At 54.3% G+C, this 17,855-nt stretch carries 16 protein-coding genes, 1 tRNA gene and 1 other RNA gene; 8 read left to right on the forward strand and 10 right to left on the reverse strand.

Going from position 1 to position 17,855, the window contains the following annotated elements; translation table 11 throughout:
- The first annotated feature begins 62 nt into the window (after positions 1-62).
- From ON16_RS10110 to nrdG, 5 genes are all read left to right on the forward strand, one after another.
- Positions 63-692: a redox-sensing transcriptional repressor Rex gene (locus ON16_RS10110; RefSeq protein WP_040661734.1), complete on the forward strand. Its 630-nt coding sequence runs from the start codon at positions 63-65 to the stop codon at positions 690-692.
- Between the two features lie 33 nt (positions 693-725).
- Complete coding sequence (locus ON16_RS10115) at positions 726-1,793, forward strand: S-layer homology domain-containing protein (protein ID WP_040661737.1); 1,068 nt, start codon at positions 726-728, stop codon at positions 1,791-1,793.
- Between the two features lie 75 nt (positions 1,794-1,868).
- Positions 1,869-2,084, forward strand: a complete 216-nt coding sequence (locus tag ON16_RS10120) for a hypothetical protein (RefSeq protein WP_040661741.1) — start codon at positions 1,869-1,871, stop codon at positions 2,082-2,084.
- 196 nt (positions 2,085-2,280) lie between these two features.
- Positions 2,281-4,617 carry an anaerobic ribonucleoside triphosphate reductase gene (locus tag ON16_RS10125; protein WP_040661744.1) on the forward strand — a complete coding sequence of 779 codons (2,337 nt, stop codon included), beginning with the start codon at positions 2,281-2,283 and terminating at the stop codon, positions 4,615-4,617.
- Entirely contained in the window at positions 4,607-5,116 is a 510-nt protein-coding gene (gene nrdG / locus ON16_RS10130; protein WP_040661747.1) for an anaerobic ribonucleoside-triphosphate reductase activating protein, read from the forward strand. Before ON16_RS10125 ends, nrdG begins: the two co-directional genes overlap by 11 nt.
- A gap of 142 nt (positions 5,117-5,258) precedes the next feature.
- On the opposite strand, the gene ON16_RS10135 is transcribed toward nrdG, so the two are convergent.
- From ON16_RS10135 to ON16_RS10170, 7 genes are all read right to left on the reverse strand, one after another.
- A complete protein-coding gene (locus tag ON16_RS10135; RefSeq protein WP_040661750.1) occupies positions 5,259-6,617 on the reverse strand; it encodes a PFL family protein in 1,359 nt (452 codons plus the stop codon).
- A 12-nt stretch (positions 6,618-6,629) separates the two neighbouring features.
- Entirely contained in the window at positions 6,630-6,899 is a 270-nt protein-coding gene (locus tag ON16_RS10140) for an ACT domain-containing protein (RefSeq protein WP_040661753.1), read from the reverse strand.
- Positions 6,900-7,002: 103 nt separating this feature from the next.
- Positions 7,003-7,503, reverse strand: a complete 501-nt coding sequence (locus ON16_RS10145) for a hypothetical protein (protein WP_040661755.1) — start codon at positions 7,501-7,503, stop codon at positions 7,003-7,005.
- Between the two features lie 82 nt (positions 7,504-7,585).
- Positions 7,586-8,797, reverse strand: coding sequence for an aspartate kinase (locus ON16_RS10150; RefSeq protein ID WP_040661758.1), 1,212 nt, complete (start codon positions 8,795-8,797; stop codon positions 7,586-7,588).
- Positions 8,798-8,843: 46 nt separating this feature from the next.
- Positions 8,844-10,037 (reverse strand): homoserine dehydrogenase, encoded by a 1,194-nt coding sequence (locus tag ON16_RS10155; protein WP_040661761.1) that lies wholly within the window; start codon positions 10,035-10,037, stop codon positions 8,844-8,846.
- A 26-nt stretch (positions 10,038-10,063) separates the two neighbouring features.
- The gene (locus ON16_RS10160) at positions 10,064-10,504 is read right to left on the reverse strand and encodes an ACT domain-containing protein (protein ID WP_040661764.1); all 441 of its coding nucleotides are present in this window, start codon (positions 10,502-10,504) and stop codon (positions 10,064-10,066) included.
- Positions 10,505-10,713: 209 nt separating this feature from the next.
- Positions 10,714-13,383, reverse strand: a complete 2,670-nt coding sequence (locus ON16_RS10170; protein ID WP_144032088.1) for a transglycosylase domain-containing protein — start codon at positions 13,381-13,383, stop codon at positions 10,714-10,716.
- A gap of 294 nt (positions 13,384-13,677) precedes the next feature.
- Between ON16_RS10170 and ON16_RS10175 the strand changes: the two genes are divergently transcribed.
- Positions 13,678-13,974 carry a DUF1292 domain-containing protein gene (locus tag ON16_RS10175; protein ID WP_040661770.1) on the forward strand — a complete coding sequence of 99 codons (297 nt, stop codon included), beginning with the start codon at positions 13,678-13,680 and terminating at the stop codon, positions 13,972-13,974.
- Positions 13,975-13,999: 25 nt separating this feature from the next.
- A non-coding RNA gene (gene ssrS, locus ON16_RS15355) (6S RNA) lies at positions 14,000-14,198 on the forward strand.
- Positions 14,199-14,416: 218 nt separating this feature from the next.
- On the opposite strand, the gene sigE is transcribed toward ssrS, so the two are convergent.
- From sigE to ON16_RS10190, 3 genes are all read right to left on the reverse strand, one after another.
- A complete protein-coding gene (gene sigE / locus ON16_RS10180; RefSeq protein WP_040661773.1) occupies positions 14,417-15,121 on the reverse strand; it encodes an RNA polymerase sporulation sigma factor SigE in 705 nt (234 codons plus the stop codon).
- A gap of 38 nt (positions 15,122-15,159) precedes the next feature.
- Entirely contained in the window at positions 15,160-16,029 is an 870-nt protein-coding gene (locus ON16_RS10185; RefSeq protein ID WP_040661776.1) for a sigma-E processing peptidase SpoIIGA, read from the reverse strand.
- Positions 16,030-16,583: 554 nt separating this feature from the next.
- A tRNA-Ala gene (locus tag ON16_RS10190) sits at positions 16,584-16,659 on the reverse strand.
- A gap of 567 nt (positions 16,660-17,226) precedes the next feature.
- On the opposite strand from ON16_RS10190, the gene ON16_RS15785 reads away from it, so the two are divergent.
- Entirely contained in the window at positions 17,227-17,403 is a 177-nt protein-coding gene (locus tag ON16_RS15785; protein ID WP_158441613.1) for a hypothetical protein, read from the forward strand.
- Positions 17,404-17,855 lie beyond the last annotated feature (452 nt).

Here is a 17,855-nt window from a genome sequence, read left to right on the forward strand (position 1 = left end):
GTTTTGGTCTAAACTAAGATTTGAGAAATATTTAACAAGTGCTGTCAAAGGAGTGAGTCCGCTTGAAAAAAGAAAACATCTCCGATGCCGTGATACGGCGTCTTCCCCGATATTACCGCCAGCTGAACAGTCTATTCAACAGCGGTGTTGTGCGCATTTCATCCCACTCGCTGGGACAGGAAATGAATATCACCGCTTCTCAGATTCGGCAGGATTTCAGCTGCTTCGGCGAGTTTGGCCAGCAGGGTTACGGTTACAACGTTGAAGAACTGCGCACGGAAATCGGCCATATTCTCGGCGTGGACAAAAATCACCACCTCATTATGATCGGCGCGGGAAATCTGGGCCACGCTCTTTTGCAAAACTTTCCCTTCTCCCAGACAGGGTTTACGGTGGACGCCGCTTTTGACGTGTCCCCTACTGTTGTGGGAACGGCTATCAACGGCGTGCCCATCCGCTCCATGGACGAACTGGACGATTTCATCCGTGCTCACACGGTGGATGTGGTGTCGCTGACCATCCCCCAGCATGTGGCGCAGGAGGTGGCCGATCATTTGATTGCCTTGGGCATTCGGGGCTTCTGGAATTTCACCAATATTGAGCTGTCCAGTTCCGATCCTACCGTCCAATTTGAAAACATTCACTTTGCGGACAGCTTGCTGACCCTGAGCTACCGCATTGCAAATCTCTGAGTTTTCTTTTTTGAACGCCTGAAAGGAGTTTCTATGAAAAAACGGGCGCTGCTCCCCGCGCTCTTTTTATTGCTGTCCGGCGCGTGTATTTACTACGCTGCCGCCGCTGGCGGCAGTTCCAGTGATCCACTGATCTCCCTCTCCTATTTAAATGGTACTTTTACAAATACGGTTCAGCAACAGGTGGCCGCGCTGAAATCCGGCGCGCCAGTTTCCAGTTCCTCCAACGCGGACACTTGGACGGAGACTCGCTTGAAATCCGGCGATGTACTCTCCGGCTCCACCGGCACCTGTGTGCTTCCGCTGGCGGGCAGTATGTCCGTCTCCTTTTCCTCAGGTGCGGTGGTGGATGTCTCTTCCGGTACGGAAATTCTATCCGGTTCCGCTCTGACCGCCCGACATCGCTATCTGGTGGCAGAGAGCACCACGGCGACCTTCACGGTGGCTGGTAAAACGGCGGTGCTGGACTATCAGGGGCCTTACAGCCTGTCCTATTCCGCCGCCACGGATTACAACGCGATGGCAGCAGCGCTGAAAAACATTCACCTGTTTCGCGGCAGTCTCACCGGATACGGCAGCGGCTTTGATCTTGAGGTATCCCCCACCCGGCTGCAGGCTCTCATTATGTTCATTCGTCTGCTGGGCGAAGAGAACGAGGCTTTGGCCTATACCGAAACCACACCCTTCACCGATATTGCACCCGGGTCCGAACCGGCGCGGTATGTCGGCTACGCATACAGCAAGGGCTATACCAACGGCTATACGAAAACGACGTTCCGTCCCAGCCAAAAGGTAAACGCCTATCAGTATGTGGAGTTCGTGCTGCGCGCCTTGGGATACAGCAATACCGGTACCACAGACCTCACTGGGACGCTGGATCGGGCGGTAAGCTCCGGGGTCTTGACCGCCGGAGAGTCCGCCATGCTTGCCCGAGACACATTTTTGCGGGCGGAGCTGGTCTACATCTCCTGGTACTCGCTGGACGCTCAAGTTTCCAGCACAGGGCAGACTCTGCGCCAGTCGCTTCTGTCCAAAGGGATCTTTACCGAGTCCGAAAATCTTTCTGCAACAGCGCTTATTTCCGGCCCACGGATTTCGTAACACCTGCACGGGACCCGCATACTATGGATTGAGGCTGATGCACGGTCGGTCTACGATTTCATAGGAGGTCCCATTATGTGCTGTAACAACAACAACGGTTTCTTTGGTGGCGGCAGCTGCTGCTGGATCATTATCCTCATCATCCTGTTCTGCTGCTGTGGCAACGGCGGCTGGGGTGGCAATTGGGGTGGCTGCGAGTGCGGCTGCAACAACAACTGCGGATGCAACAACAACTGTGGCTGCGGCTGCGGTTGCGGAAACAACTGCCCGCCTCCCTCTCCCTGCTGCTAACAAATAATCGCGCAAACCTTTCATAACGTGTCCCACAGCCCCCGCGCCTATGGCGCGGGGGTTACTTTTTCGGGCCCTTTAGCTTGACACCGGCTCTTTGCCGTGCTACGTTTAGGAAAGAATTGAAAATTTTTAACAGAACGATAAAGGCCGCTGCATGGCACGCGCCTGATTCCGAAAAACAGGAGGAATCCCTATGAGTAGCAAGTCCATCAAAAAACGGGATGGCCGCATTGTCGCATTCGATCAACGTAAAATCTCCACTGCCATTCTCAAGGCATTTGACGCTGCTTATCAGCCAAACATGGCGGGGATTGCGGAGCGGCTGGCCATAAAGGTGTCTTCAATTCTGGAAGTTGAGGGCGCAGAACTGCCCGAGGTGGAACACGTTCAGGATCTGGTCGAGTTGGTGCTGATGGAGGAGGACTATCCTGCGGCCGCCAAGGCCTATATTCTCTACCGCAGTGAACGGGCACGGGCACGGGCGCTGGGAGAGCGGCTGAAGAAAATTTACGAGGGTATCACTTGGTCTTCTGCCAAGACCTCCGACTGGAAGCGGGAAAACGCCAATATCAACGGTGATACCGCAATGGGGAACCTTTTAAAATACGGAAGTGAGAGTGCTAAGGCTTACTTTCAAGCATACGTCCTGAAGCCGGAGTTTGCCGCAGCCCATGCCGCCGGAGACATTCACATCCACGATCTGGACTTTTACACCTTTACCACCACCTGCACTCAGATCGACATTTTGAAACTGTTCCACGGCGGCTTTTCCGGCACGCTGGGGCACCTGCGGGAACCCAACGATATCTCCACCTATTCCGCACTGGCCTGCATTGCGCTGCAATCCAATCAGAATGACCAGCACGGAGGACAGTCCATTGCCAACTTTGACTATGGCATGGCTGAGGGCGTACGTAAAACCTTTGTGAAGCGCTACCGGGAAAATCTGGCCCGAGCGATAGAGTTAAACTTGAGTGACGCAGACGCAGAAGATGCGGTAAAGTCCTTGTCCGCAAAGATTGTAAGGGAATCCGGCTTAACACCATCTCTGGAGGGTGACGGCGCTTATCTGGCTCTGGAGCGGTCTGCGCTGTCGGCGCGGTATGGCATCTCAGAACAGCAGGCCGCTGCGTTTCAGTCTTTTGCCCATCGGCATGCAAAATCTGAGACAGAGCGGGCCACTTACCAGGCCATGGAGTCGCTGCTCCACAATCTGAACACTATGGAATCCCGAGCGGGGGCGCAGGTTCCCTTCTCCTCTTTAAATTACGGCATGGATACCTCGCCAGAAGGGCGTATGGCGGTTAAAAATCTGCTGCTGGCCACGGAAGCAGGTCTGGGCGGCGGTGAAACACCCATCTTCCCCATCCAGATTTTCCGCGTAAAGGACGGTGTCAATTTCAATCCCGGAGAGCCAAACTATGATTTGTTCAAGCTGGCCTGCCGTTGTTCTGCAAAGCGTTTGTTTCCCAATTTTATATTTCAGGACGCGCCCTTCAACCTCCCCTACTACCAGCCGGGACACCCGGAGACAGAAATTGCCACCATGGGCTGCCGGACGCGGGTGGTTACAAACGTCCATGATCCCGACCGGGCAATCACCTATCAGCGGGGCAACCTGAGTTTCACGTCCATCAACCTGCCCCGGCTGGCTATTGAAGCTCACGGTGATCTGGACGCATTCTATGCAGGATTGGACCGAATGCTGGACCTATGTGTGGCGCAGCTTTTGGAGAGATTTGAGATTCAAAGCCACCGTCTGGCTCGGAATTTTCCATTTCTTATGGGGCAAGGCGTTTGGCTTGACAGTGATTGTTTAAAGCCGGGTGACGAGGTTCGCGAGGTGCTGAAGCATGGAACACTGTCCATTGGATTCATTGGCCTTGCGGAGGCATTGGTGGCACTCACCGGAGAGCACCACGGGCAAAGCGAGGAGAGCCAGACGCTTGGTCTTGCGATCATCAGCCGCATGAGGGCGCGGACGGATGCGGAAACCGAGAAGCAAACGTTAAATTTTTCCCTGCTGGCCACCCCGGCAGAGGGTCTGGCAGGCCGTTTCGCGAAAATAGATCAGGAGCGATACGGCATTTTGCCGGGAATCACCGACCGGGCTTACTACACCAACAGCTTCCATATCCCTGTTTACTTCCCCATCAGCGCATGGAATAAGATTCGTTTGGAGGCTCCCTATCACGCCTTGACCAATGGCGGCCATATCAGCTATGTGGAGGTGGACGGCGACCCGGCGCAAAACCCGGAGGCGTTTGAAAAGCTCATTCGGTATATGAAAAAGTGCGGCATCGGGTACGGTTCCATTAACCACGCAGTCGATCACGACCCAGCTTGCGGTTACACCGGCATCATTCAGGATGTCTGCCCCGGCTGTGGCCGGGCGGAGGCGGACGGTCGCTCCTTTGAGCGAGTTCGCCGTATCACTGGATATCTGGTTGGAACGCTGGACCGCTTCAACAACGCCAAGCGTGCCGAGGAGGCTGACCGTGTAAAGCACGGGCTGGACGATGAACACTGAGGCAACGCTTCGAATTGCCGGAACTGTGCAAGACTCCATTGTAGACGGCCCGGGGCTTCGATTCACCGTTTTTGTGCAGGGCTGTTCCCATAGCTGCCCCGGCTGTCAGAATCCCCAGACCCACGATCCAAACGGCGGTTCAACCGTTTTCCTTGATGCACTGCTGTCACAGCTGGATGGCAACCCCCTCACGGACGGGCTGTCCCTCTCCGGCGGGGAGCCGATGGAACAGGCGGAAGGCTGTGTCCTTTTGGCCCGCGCTGCCCATCAGCGGGGACTGGACGTTTGGTGTTGGACGGGCTATCTCTTTGAATCGCTGCTTTTGGGTACCGCAGCGCAACAGTCGCTTTTACAAGAGATCGACGTACTTGTGGACGGACCGTTCCTGCTGGAACAGCGGTCGCTTGCCCTTCCTTGGCGGGGGAGCCGGAATCAGAGGATTATTGATGTGAAAAAGAGCCTTAAGATTCAAAAAACAGTTATTTACCAATCTTTGTAAGGCGAATCTACATTACACACTAGAACAAGCCACAGCGGCGAAATAGGCCGCTGTGGCTCGTATTTATCGATTCACGGATTCCTGCCCGATCTCACTCTTTCTATGCGCGCTACCCGGGCACAGCCGCACTTTTTGCGTCCTCTCAGTTTTTCAGGCTGTGAAGCGGCGCGGGGATGCGCCCGCCGCGGGCGATGAAGTCCGCGCTGGTCTCCATGTGGACCGGCATCACCGGCGCACTACCCAACAGTCCGCCCATCTCGATGGTGTCGCCCACCTTCTTGCCGGGAGCGGGCAGCAGACGCACGGCGGTGGTCTTGCAGTTCACCATACCAATGGCGGCCTCGTCCGCAATAATGGCGGAAATTGTCTCCGCACTGGTATCGCCGGGCACAGCGATCATGTCAAGACCCACGGAACAAACGCAGGTCATGGCCTCCAGCTTGTCGATGGTCAGTGTCCCGGTCCGGGCGGCGGCAATCATACCCTCGTCCTCGCTGACGGGAATAAACGCACCGGAAAGACCGCCCACGGAGGATGAGGCCATCACGCCGCCCTTCTTTACCGCATCGTTTAAAAGGGCCAGCGCCGCCGTAGTGCCATGGGTTCCACAGACGGAAAGGCCCATTTCCTCCAGGATCCGGGCAACGGAGTCGCCAATGGCGGGAGTCGGCGCAAGGGAGAGATCCACAATGCCAAAAGGCGTGTCCAGACGGCGAGACGCCTCCTGAGCAACCAGCTGACCCATGCGGGTCACCCGGAACGCGGTCTTTTTCACCGTCTCGGCTACAACGTCAAATGGCTGGCCCTTGACGGCCTTCAGCGCTTGGCACACGACACCGGGGCCGGAGACACCCACGTTGATGACCTTCTCCGCCTCGCCCACGCCGTGGAACGCGCCCGCCATAAAGGGGTTGTCCTCCACCGCGTTGCAAAATACCACCAGCTTCGCGCAGCCAAGGCCGTCCTGCGCGGCGGTCTTCGCCGCCGTCTCCTTCACGATGCGGCCCATCAGAGCCACTGCGTCCATATTGATTCCCGCCTTGGTAGACCCCACGTTGACGGAAGAACAGACGAATTCCGTGGTAGCCAGTGCCTCCGGAATGGAGCGAATGAGAGTTTCATCTGCCTTTGTCATCCCTTTTTGCACCAATGCGGAATAGCCACCGATGAAATTAATGCCGCAGGTCTTTGCGGCCCGATCCATCGCAAGGGCAAAAGGGACATAGTCCTTCGTGTCAGAGGCCCCGGCTACGAGAGCCATCGGCGTGACGGAAATACGCTTGTGGACAATGGGGATTCCGAATTCCCGTTCGATGTCCTCCCCTGTTTTCACCAGCTTTTCCGCATATCTTGTGATTTTATCGTAAATCTTTTCACAGGCCCGCTTTGGGTCCGGATCGCAGCAACTGAGAAGTGAGATCCCCATGGTAATGGTGCGGATGTCCAGATGCTGCTGGTCGATCATCTCAATTGTGGAGAGGATGTCTTTTTGATTCAACATGGTCAAGCCCCCTTAAATGCGGTGCATGGCGTCGAAAATTTCCTCCCGCTGGATGCGGATGGAGATGTCCAGTTTTTCGCCCAAAGCATTCAGGCTTGTGCCCAGCCCACCGATAGAAACGCCGCACTTACCGACGTCCACCGCCATGACCATGGTGAAATTCCCCTGCATAATGGTCTGCGTAATGTCCAGAATATTCACGTTGTTTTCGGCCAAAAGCGTGCAGACGCCGGCAATAATGCCGACCTTATCCTCTCCAACCACCGTTACGATCGCGTTCATAATTTCTTCCTCCTTGGTAATTTCACGGGTCAGCCCCGTGTCTTTTGTCTTTGAAAAAGGAAAGGGACGCCCTCTGGCTGTCCCTTTTCCCTCAGCGCATTTTTCAATATGGAATCGTCGCCATTGCCGCCACATCCGTGGGGTCCAAAAAAGGCCCGATCATCGGCGGTAAAAAGGTCAACACGATGTACAAAATTCCCATAGCTGCCACCAGCACCATCCACACGGAGCGGTCCCCTTTTGCAAGGACGCCCCGCTGGGCCAGCATCAGCGCGATGGCAGCGAGTACGACCCAAGCCACCAGATACGGACCAGGCCCCGGTTTCAACGCGGACAACGCCCAGAAAAGCAGCACGGCGGTTACCGGCGCCACCGTCAGCCAAGGCAGGCGGGACGAAAATTTTCCGCCGTCCCGCAGCGGAATGGCCGCAGCCAGCAATAGCGGCCAATACATCAGCTTGCTCAGCTCCCACGGACTCGCAAATTGCGGCATCAGCACCGCAAATACGGGGCTTTGCGTTGCGGCACGGAGCAGCAGCAAAAAGAGTCCCGCCAACAGGACGACCAAAAAGCGGATCGAAAAATGTACAAAATGATTTTTCATTGGACGACTCACCTCCCTGCGACTCTATGCTCCGGGAGACAGGAACAGAACCGGTCAAGTCTCCTGTTCCGCTGTCCAAAAATCAGGTTTCGTCGAAAAATTTTCCGTGAATCGCGCGGACAGCCCGATCCACTTCAGACTCGTCCAGCAGGACGGAGACGCGAATCTCAGAGGTATTGATCATCTGAATGTTGATGCCTGCATCATACAGCGCCTCAAACATCTTGGCGGCCACGCCGCAGTTGCTCATCAGGCCCATGCCCACGATGGAAACCTTGCCAATCCGTTCATCGGTTGCGATATGGTCAAACTTCAGCGCCTGCTTGTGCTCTTCCAGCAGCTCCACGGACTGCTCCACGTCCTTTTTGTGGACGGTAAAGGTGATATCCTTGGTGTCCTCACGGCCAATAGACTGCAAAATCACATCCACGTTGATATTGCTCTTGCTCAACAGATCAAAGACCTGAAACGCCACACCGGGATTGTGCTGCAGGCCCACCAGAGCGATCCGGGCGATGCTGGTATCCTTTGCCACCCCTGCGATATTCGTCTTTTCCACCTTTGTGACCTCCTTCACTGTCGTGCCGGGCTTATCCTCCAAGCTGGACACGACTTCCAAATTGACATGAAATTTCTTCGCCAGTTCCACGCTGCGGTTGTGAAGCACCTGCGCACCCTGACTTGCCAGCTCCAACATTTCGTCATAGGTAATCTCGGAAATCTTTCTAGCGTTTGGAACAATGCGGGGATCCGTGGTATAGACACCGTCCACATCCGTAAAGATTTGGCACAACTCCGCGTGGAACGTGGCCGCCAGCGCCACAGCGCTGGTATCCGAACCGCCCCGGCCAAGAGTCGTGATATTTCCGGCGCGGTCCAATCCCTGAAAGCCCGCCACCAGAACGATGCGGTGCTGATCCAGCTCAGACTGAATTCGCTCCGAATCAATTCGCTTAATGCGGGCATCGCTGTACACAGATGAGGTCTGCACCCCCGCCTGCCATCCCGCCAGAGACACGCAGCGAAGATCCCGGCGCTCCAACTCCATGGCGCAGAGGGAAATGGAAATCTGTTCACCTGTGGAGATGAGCATGTCCATCTCCCGACGTGAGGCGCGTGGGTTGATCTCCTGCGCCTTTGCAATCAAATCGTCGGTAGTGTCGCCCTGTGCGGACAACACCACAATCACGTCGTTCCCCGCCTTATAGGTCTTTTCGATAATACTGGCTACATGGCGGATACGCTCGGCATTCCTCACCGAGCTGCCGCCAAATTTCTGCACGATCAAACTCATTGGTTTACCCTTTCTTCTTTGGATATCTGGATTCGCGGTTCCGCTCTCAGCCAAGGACCCGCAGACAGGACAACACATTCAGGCTCTTGGACTGCTCCAGCGCTTCCCGCCCGGTGATGCAGTCCGTCAAAAAGCCCGTCTCGCCATCCTCGCTGAGAACCTCCACCTTGCCAAAAGCCATGGCTGCATCTGTCAAGCTGCCCTCGATGCGGAAGTAGAAGCGCATGGAAATCTCCGCCGGATCGACAAAACCGCTGGAATCGGCACTCCATCCGATTCCCTCCTGCCGGGGACTGCGGCGCAGAACCTCAAGAACGTCGGACACGCAGGCCGACGCCGTGGGCAGCTCGCCCGCGCCCTTACCGTAAAACATGACCTCGCCCACGGCGTTCCCCTTGACAACCACAGCGTTGAACACATCCTCCACATTGGCGAGAGGATGCTCTTCAGGCACCAGATGAGGCGCGACATAAGCGGTCCGTCCTCCGCCCGGCAGGCGCAGGCACCGGCCCAGCAGCTTGATGCGGTAACCCGCCCGCTGCGCCACTTTCACATCCCGCAAAGACAGCTTTGCAATGCCTTCCATGGGGACATCCTCCGGCCGCACCTGCGCGCCGAAGGCCAAATCCGCCAGAATACAAATTTTGCGCCCGGCGTCAATCCCCTGCACATCGGCAGTGGGGTCCGCCTCGGCATACCCCTTTGCCTGCGCCTCCCGCAGCGCGTCTGAAAAGAAAGCGCCGGTGCGAACCATGCGGGTAAGAATGTAATTCGTTGTGCCGTTCAAAATACCGTAAATCTCATCCACCCGGTTGGCGCACAGGCACTCTGTCAGCGGATGCAGCACGGGAATGCCGCCGCCCACGCTGGCCTCAAAGAGATAGTTTACGTTTTTCTTCCGGGCCAATTCCAAAAGCTCACAGCCCTTTTCGGCCACCAATTGCTTGTTGGCGGTGACAACATGCTTCCCCGCCTCCAGCGTCCGTTTTGTATACGTATAGGCCGCATCCACGCCGCCAATTGCCTCCACCACAACGCGGATTTCATTATCCTGCTCAATACGGCTAAAATCGTCGATCATCAACTGACGATAGGGGCCGTCCTTAAAATGGCGGACCAGAATGGACTTCACGGTCAGCGGTTCCCCCAGCTTTTTTTCGATCTGCCGGGCGTTTTCCGCCACCACCTTGGCGACGCCGGTCCCCACCGTGCCAAGGCCCAAAATTGCAATTTTACTCATGGGTTAATCCTTTCGCGTTTATTGCCTCAGCCGGCCAAAATCTCAAAGCGCACCACACCGTTGACTCTGGAGACTTGCTCCAAAAATGCCTCCAGCGTCATCTCCATGTCAGAAGTCTCCGCCGACACTGTGACCGCGGCGCAGCCGTTGGTGGGGATGCTCTGATTAATGGTAAGGATATTGGCTCCCGCATCCGCGAAATCGGACAGTACGCTGCTCAGAACGCCGGGTGCGTCCTTCAGCATCCCATAAAATGTGATGATGTGCTCCGCCTTCATGTCGTTGAAAGGCTGCACGGAGTCCTTATACTTGTAAAATGCGCTGCGGCTGATTCCCGCCATGCGGGTGGCCGCCCCCACTGTCGCCGCTTCGCCGGTTTGCATCATGCGTTTGGCCTCTGCTACCTTGACAAAAATTTCCGGCAGAGCGTCCGCCGCCACAATATAGTACTTAATCTCTCTGCTCATTCCGTCCACATCCCATGGTCATTTGTCTTTGCATCTCGTTCAGTGTACCATAGAAACCGACAGGTTGCAATAAAAAAAATCCAGAATTTTTCCGTCTGACAGGAAATATTTTGGGTGAAATGTCCATAAATCGCGGGCGCTTTCAAATTTGTTCGGTTGCGGACAGAAAAAACCGCCGCACTGCTGTGCGGCGGTTTTGATTAAATTGCTCAGGTCCCGGTATCCCATACCGTATTCCACCAGTCCTCTGAGTTGGTAATTGGGGGAGTCTCCGGTTCCGTCGGCGTGGTGGGCGTAGGCGGTGTTGTGGTTTCTCCGCCGGTATTGCCGTTTCCGCCTCCTGTGTTGCCGGAATTCCCGGAGCCTCCATAGCCGTCGTTGGGATCGCTGACGGGCGGGTTCGTCGTTGCACCGGAGTCTCCCTCTCCGGGATGGACAGCATCGCCGCCCGTTTCGGGAGGCAGCGCCGAGCCGTCCGTATGGACTGGGCAAGGCGGCAGCTGTACCGTGCCGTCCTCCAAAAGTTTCCTGAAGGAGCCAATCAGATAAGCGTTGTCATTGGCTACAATATTGGGGCCGTAATCCGTGCGGGTGTAGTCCAGAAGTCCCACCTGCTTCACGCTGGCTGAGGGGCAGAACTCTGTTGCCAGACACTTGCCGTCGGTACAGTAGTCATAGAACTTATGCAGATTGCAGCTCTCCACAGGCGCAGTTCCAGCCGCCACAGTGACCTCACGCACGCGGCTCCCTCGCAGATCGGCAGCGCAGGCGTCTGTCGCCAAAAGGCCGCTGTCCGCGCAGACCGACACTGTGACAAGGCCGCTGGAGGGCTTGGCAAAGGATTTGTTCTCCTGCTCATCCGCAATCTTTTGCATGACCTTCTTCCACATGGAGGCGGCGGGGTTGCCGGAATAACTGATGCGCTCGTTGTTGTCATAGCCGCACCAAACCGCCGCGCAGTAATAGGGGGTGTAGCCCACAAAATAGCGGTCATAGTTATCGCTGGTAGTACCGGTCTTGCCAGCACTGGCCATGCCGGATAGCTTGTACCGCGACGCGGTGCCGCCGTTCATAACGCCCTGCAAAAGTTCGTTCATAAAATACGCGGTAGTTTCTTTCACAGCAACGTGGGTGTCCGTCTCATTATCCAAGATCGTGTTTCCGTCGGCGTCCTCCACCTTGGTATAGAGACGGGGAGAGTTATAAACGCCGCCGTTGGGGAACACGGCAAAGGCCGCGGCCATCTCCTCAGTAGAAACGCCGTTGGTCAATCCGCCCAGACCCATAGATGCAGTGTTAATATCGTCGGCCACCAAGTCAAGATTCATTTTCTCTGTGGCAAATGCAAAGGAATTGGAAACGCCCAGCTTTTCAACGGTCTGCACCGCCACCGTGTTGACCGAGTTGGCAACGCCGCTTGCCAGCGTTGTCCAGCCCTTGTATCCCACAGGCGAGTTCTTGGGCCATGGCTTGTCGTTCAGCAGCCGGACAGGATAATCGTCAAAGGTGGAAGCCATGGTGATGACCCCCGCATCCAGCGCCGGGGAATAAACCGTGACCGGTTTGATGGCGGAACCGCACTGGCGGCTGCCGGTGGCGTAGTTCCAGCCCAGATTCCGGTCCTTCACACCCACCTTGCCCACCATGGCAACCACGTTGCCGGTGGAGGGGTCCACGATGGTAATGCCGGACTGAAGCTGCTGACCGCTGGAAGAGGTCACATCCAGATTGGACCGATCCTCGTATACGGACTCTGCAATTTCCTGAATATGTGGGTCCACAGTGGAATAGATCGTATAGCCCCCGTTGTATAGCTTGATTCGCGCCTCTTTCGCTGTGATGCCCAATTCCTTGGCGAGATCATTGGAGACGTCCAGAATCACCTGATCCACGAAATAAGAATTGACACCGGTGACGGCGCCGCTGCTCTTTTTGGCGCTGTCAGCGGCCACCAGCTCCTGTGCAGAGACGGAACCATCGGTAAATTGCAGAGTCTCGGACACGGCCTCATCATAGGTACTTTCGTCGATCAAGCCCTGATCCTTCATCTCACGCAGAATGTTTTCCTGCCGGCTCTTGTTCATCTCCCGCGCGGTCTTTTTCGCTCCGGTATCCTTGTCTGTAATGACGACGGTTGACATCGGCCCGTACAGCGAGGGGTTGTTGGTAATGGCGATGATGCTGGCGCACTCCGCCACCGACAGATCTTTGACATCCTTGCCGAAATAGAACTGAGCGGCGGTCTGAACGCCATAGCATGTCTGGCCCAGATAGATCGTGTTGAGATAAAGCTCCAGAATTTCCTCCTTGGAATACTTCTTCTCAAACTCCAGCGCCCGGAAAATCTCCCGGACTTTGCGGTTTACCGTGCCGTCGTTGTCACCGGTCATGTTCTTAAGCAGCTGCTGGGTGATGGTGGACCCGCCATAGGTACTGCTGGTGTGTAGGAAGAGATTCGCCGTCGCGCCGGCAGTCCGCTTCCAGTCCACGCCGTGGTGCTTAAAGAAGCGCTGGTCCTCAATGGCCACCGCCGCCTTCCACATGGCCTCCGGGATCTGGTCATAGTCCACCCAAATACGGTTTTCTTCGCCGTAGATGGTTTGGAGCTCGTCCCATTTTCCCGTGTTTTTGTCCTCGTACATGATGATGGAACTGAGATTCATGGTGTAATCGTCCGCGTTGACGTCCAGCGTCGGAGTCAGCGTCGTCTTCACATAATACATGAAAATGCCGCCGATCATGATGCCGGATAAAATTCCAATCAGAAGCACCGTCCGAACCACAAACCAAACTGTACTTGCGGGATGACTCTTGGTGCTCTGACGGCGTCGGTGTTCATGGGGCTGAGGCGTTTGTTCGTGTCTTCCATGCTGTTCCAATGCAGGGCACCTCCTTTTTCCAAAAATTTGGGGCTTCAGTTATCCCGCCTCCCACAGCGGGATAACTGCACATAATGCACCATAGTATCTTTTATTTTACCATTCATGTCAACACCTAAATTGTCGCTTTTCTTTCGTAAAAAGTTCCTGAAATTTTAAATATTCTAAAGAATTTCAAAAATTATCAATTTCTAAATTTTGATTTTCCATGATTTCCATGCCTTCCGCGCTTGCATTTCCCGGTTGAAGCGGGTACAATATAGCCAAAGCAATTGACAGTAAGGAGGCGTTCCCATGAGTGAGGATCTCGGCCCCACATTCGTCACGATCACCGACGAGAATGGCAACGACATTGAATTGGAATTCGTGGACGCATTGGAGCACAACGGTCAGAAGTACATGGCTTTCTTCCCCGCTGAAACGGAGGACTCCGACGAAGAGGACCCGGACACCGGGCTGGTGATTTTGAAAGCCGTGACAGACGGCGGCGAAGAGCTTCTCTCCACGTTGGATTCCGACGAGGAGCTGGACGCGGTATACGACCTGTTTATGGAAGCGCTGTTTGAAGACGAGGAAGACGAAACCACCTGATAAATTCCCTGTTGCAGTAAATTTGACGACCCTGCGCGGTGCGTGATAGACCTTTTTTTAACCCACATTTCGTTATACGGGATGCCGCGTCAATGCGTGGTTTGCAGGCCTCCCAGCTGCTGTTTGCGGCTGGAAGTTGGAAGCAATAAAGCGTGTTGTAGGCAACCCACCTGTCCGTAAAGGTGCAGGTTATAACGGGGTCTACACGGCCGGGTGGGGCCTTTTTGTTTCAAACTACAAATCATCCCTCCCTTGAAGGGGGCGGAGGATTCGTGAGGGAGTCCAGTTTCCTTTGCAATCGCGCCGCCGACAGGCGGCACCGGTAGTTGCATAAACCGTCAGTATTCTGGCGGTTTTTTTGCATTCTTTGCAAGAAAAGCGCCCGTTTGCTATGCAAACGGGCGCTTTTTATCCCCTTTATCTGCCTCATTTCCCGGTGTGTTCAGCTGAGACGCAATATCTCCTTTTTGAGTCTTTGAATGATACGCTTTTCCAAGCGGGAAATATAGGACTGGGAAATCCCCAGATGGTCTGCCACCTCTTTTTGCGTACGTTCCTGACCACCATTTAGACCGAAGCGCAGGGTGATGATCTCTTTTTCCCGGGGAGACAGAATCTTTAAGGCAGCGGCAAGAAGACTGCGGTCTACATCGTCCTCAATGGGGCGCATGACTACATCCGCGTCGGTTCCCAAAACATCGGAGAGAAGCAGCTCGTTGCCGTCCCAGTCCGTATTCAAAGGCTCGTCAAAGGAAACCTCCCCTTTTCGGCCCGCGTTTTTACGCAGATACATCAAAATTTCATTTTCAATACAACGGCTGGCATAGGTTGCCAGCTTAATATTTTTATCAGGCTTATAGGTTTCCACCGCTTTGATCAAACCAATAGTTCCAATGGAAATGAGATCCTCTATGTTGATTTTTGTATTCTCGAAGCGGCGGGCAATGTAAACAACCAAACGCAGGTTGTGCTCGATCAGTTCCTGACGCGCGCCAGTCTCCCCGATGCAGGACAACAGTTCTGCCTCCCGCTCCCGGGTCAAGGGTGGCGGCAGGGTATCGCTGCCGCCGATGTAGTGGACAGGCGTTTGAGGCAGCAGGCCCAAACGGCGAAGCAGGTCTTGAAGTTTTTTCAGCCAGTGCGGCATGTTGCGTTCCTTCCTTTCGTCTTTTCCGGCGCGGCGTTTCATCCTTCCAATTCACCCCATAGGGCATCGCAGCCGTCCCCTACCGGTGTGGGTGACAGCGCCAGGAGCAGTCGTTCCCGCCTCTTTCCGTTGACGCTGGCCCAATCCGCACGGACGGCCAACAACAGCCCGCTTTCCACGCCTACGGCGCTGTATGGAAGCAGACGGAATCGCGCAACATCCCGACTGGATGACGCCAGCCGCTCCATCACCTCGGTAGGTGTGCGCAGGGCGGACGGCGTCAGCAGCGAACCCAGTTCTGGAGGCCAGAGCGGCTGGAGCTTCTCCGCGGAGGCCACCAGCACCGACCGTCCTGTCACCGGGTCCCGGAGCGTATTACCGGTGTCGCACAGGGCGGTCAGCGCCGTGCTGCGGCTGGCAAACCCCACGGTTACCGGAATCATAAAGCCCCCGGCCCCGCTGCGGTGAGCGCTGGCGCGGAACACCACCGTCAGAACCAGATATGCCGAAGCGGCGGAAATCAGCAGCACCTTCATGTCCACATTTGTATAGAAGACGCCGTTTTGCATGGGGACTCCCCGCCCTGCCGCCAATCCCAGCGCCAGTACGCACCCGGCAAAGCCGCAGGACACCAACCCCAGCAGCAACGTCAGCCGGAGGAAGCGCGTTTCTCCGCCAAAGGCCACCAGCGCCATCAGAACGCCTGCCGCAAGTTTTACCGGCGGCGCGGACATCCAGCCCAGCCCCGGCAGAAACACAGCCACAGCATAGGCTCCTCCCACCAGCGCCGCCAAAAGAAAGCGAAGTCTTCGCAGCCGCGCCCCCGCCAGTTGGGCGGCAGCGTACACCAGCAGATAATCCGCCAGCATATTCAGTACAAATACGCTGTCCACATATACTACGGTCATTCCGCCGCCCCCTTTTTGATGGTTTTGATCACAACTGTAAATGTACCTTTCTGTTTCGGATCGCCCGCGCGGATTTTAATGTTTCACGCAGAGTATAGATTCGCAGCAGAGAGGTTGTATAAAAACGCAAGGGGAAAATAGCGGAAAGCGAATCCGACTATCAGATGACCACGACCTTGTTTGCTGAACAGTTTCCATTATAGGACAGACCACGTAAAAATCGGGTCGTAATCAAAGTAAAGCAAAGTCTTGACAGTGAGAAAAATCAGACGCGTTTTTTATACATAGCGACGAGATCAAAAAGCGTCATAAAGCAGATGGTTTACGGTATCAACTGCGTATCAAATGAATTGTACGTATGTTGCTGTACTCCCATCGCAGGCACACAGTCAAAACGTCGATTGTGTTTTTACAAGAAGAGTCATGGCATGCCGCTGCCATCCGTATATCATCTTTAAGATACGAAGTCTCGACACAAGCGTTCTCTCTACCGCAGCATAAAACAAAAAACTCACTTCTTTTAGAAGTGAGTTTTTTGTTGCACTCATTTGAGTTGGTGGAGAATAGCGGGATCGAACCGCTGACCTCCTGACTGCCAGTCAGGCGCTCTCCCAGCTGAGCTAATCCCCCAAATGTGCCAGAATGCATATATAAACTTTTGCTAGCTCAAAAGAAATAAAAAGCCCTTATTTGTGCCAAATATAAAACTTAAAACCTTTCAAACCGTTGTCCCGCAACACACCGTGTCGCTCAGAACAATTGTTAGTATAGCAAAGGAAGGTGGCTTTGTCAACAGTAAAATCCAAAAATTTTTCTTTTTCTTGAAAATTCTTTTTAGCGGGCCTATAAACCTTCTCCGACATATGCAAACCCCATTTTCCTTCTCCATCTCTAACGCAAATGCAAATAGTAGAGTCCATTAAATTCATTCACAACGGACCACCAAAAATAGAAGGAGCTGAATGCGAAAACACACGGCAATTCAAAATTTGACGCTAGTTCATCACAGAAAATGCGCTCCTTATAAACATTTCCCCATACAGAACAAAGTTGCAAATATAATGGGTTCTCATTCTCAATCCTAGTCAGATAATCTGCACTTTTAAGTCCCCACAGATTGCATCGTCCCTGAAGGCAAATTTAAGCCGGTATAATTTTCCTTAACGCGCGGTATACTGCACATAGAGGTGAATTTTTATGGACAACGATATTTCCTCCGCTTTGGCATTTGGTGCGCTTCTGCGTGAAAATCCAGAAGCCGCCCGCATCTACGATAGTTGCACACCCCAGCAGAAACAACAGCTTCTCCTTCAGATTCAATCAATTCCCATCGAGGGCATCGCATCCTTTGTTTCTCAGCTAAGTTCGGTCTAATAACGGGTAACGCTCTAGCTTAACGAAAAATCCGACCTGCATTTTATGCATGAGTCGGATTTTCTCATATTTAAATATAAATGCTCTCCGTTCTCGATGAGCTTCTCTGTTGGCTTTCTGTAAAGATTACCCCAAACTTTACATGGACAACATGGTAAAAGGGTGATTAAGCAGCTCGTCCGAGAGACGTACTGTGGTGCAAGAAAAATAAGCCCGTTTTTCGTGGCAATCGCGCGGCGTTGGCGGTTCTGCATCACGATCTGAGGTGTTTATGGGATATCTCGAAAAAAATAGAAGCGCAAGAACTTAGGGCATTCAACGGGCTTTTCTGACCATACCCTCACCTCACCCTCATTCCCAACCGCTTTCGTCTGCATAGCAACCACAGGCGGACTAGTTTCTTTCATTCACCAAAAAAGACGAATGAGACGATTAAAACTATCCGCATCTAA

Origin of the sequence: Oscillibacter ruminantium GH1 (assembly GCF_000307265.1) — a bacterium.
GTDB classification, from domain to species: Bacteria; Bacillota; Clostridia; order Oscillospirales; family Oscillospiraceae; genus Oscillibacter; species Oscillibacter ruminantium.

Bases quoted from the DNA above. Each gene is read 5' to 3' on its own strand.
- ON16_RS10115 (WP_040661737.1), top strand. From the start codon at position 726: ATGAAAAAACGGGCGCTGCTCCCCGCGCTCTTTTTATTGCTGTCCGGC.
- ON16_RS10120 (WP_040661741.1), top strand. From the start codon at position 1,869: ATGTGCTGTAACAACAACAACGGTTTCTTTGGTGGCGGCAGCTGCTGC.
- ON16_RS10125 (WP_040661744.1), top strand. From the start codon at position 2,281: ATGAGTAGCAAGTCCATCAAAAAACGGGATGGCCGCATTGTCGCATTC.
- nrdG (WP_040661747.1), top strand. From the start codon at position 4,607: ATGAACACTGAGGCAACGCTTCGAATTGCCGGAACTGTGCAAGACTCC.
- ON16_RS10135 (WP_040661750.1), bottom strand. From the start codon at position 6,617: ATGTTGAATCAAAAAGACATCCTCTCCACAATTGAGATGATCGACCAG.
- ON16_RS10140 (WP_040661753.1), bottom strand. From the start codon at position 6,899: ATGAACGCGATCGTAACGGTGGTTGGAGAGGATAAGGTCGGCATTATT.
- ON16_RS10145 (WP_040661755.1), bottom strand. From the start codon at position 7,503: ATGAAAAATCATTTTGTACATTTTTCGATCCGCTTTTTGGTCGTCCTG.
- ON16_RS10150 (WP_040661758.1), bottom strand. From the start codon at position 8,797: ATGAGTTTGATCGTGCAGAAATTTGGCGGCAGCTCGGTGAGGAATGCC.
- ON16_RS10155 (WP_040661761.1), bottom strand. From the start codon at position 10,037: ATGAGTAAAATTGCAATTTTGGGCCTTGGCACGGTGGGGACCGGCGTC.
- ON16_RS10160 (WP_040661764.1), bottom strand. From the start codon at position 10,504: ATGAGCAGAGAGATTAAGTACTATATTGTGGCGGCGGACGCTCTGCCG.
- ON16_RS10175 (WP_040661770.1), top strand. From the start codon at position 13,678: ATGAGTGAGGATCTCGGCCCCACATTCGTCACGATCACCGACGAGAAT.
- sigE (WP_040661773.1), bottom strand. From the start codon at position 15,121: ATGCCGCACTGGCTGAAAAAACTTCAAGACCTGCTTCGCCGTTTGGGC.
- ON16_RS10185 (WP_040661776.1), bottom strand. From the start codon at position 16,029: ATGACCGTAGTATATGTGGACAGCGTATTTGTACTGAATATGCTGGCG.
- ON16_RS15785 (WP_158441613.1), top strand. From the start codon at position 17,227: ATGGACAACGATATTTCCTCCGCTTTGGCATTTGGTGCGCTTCTGCGT.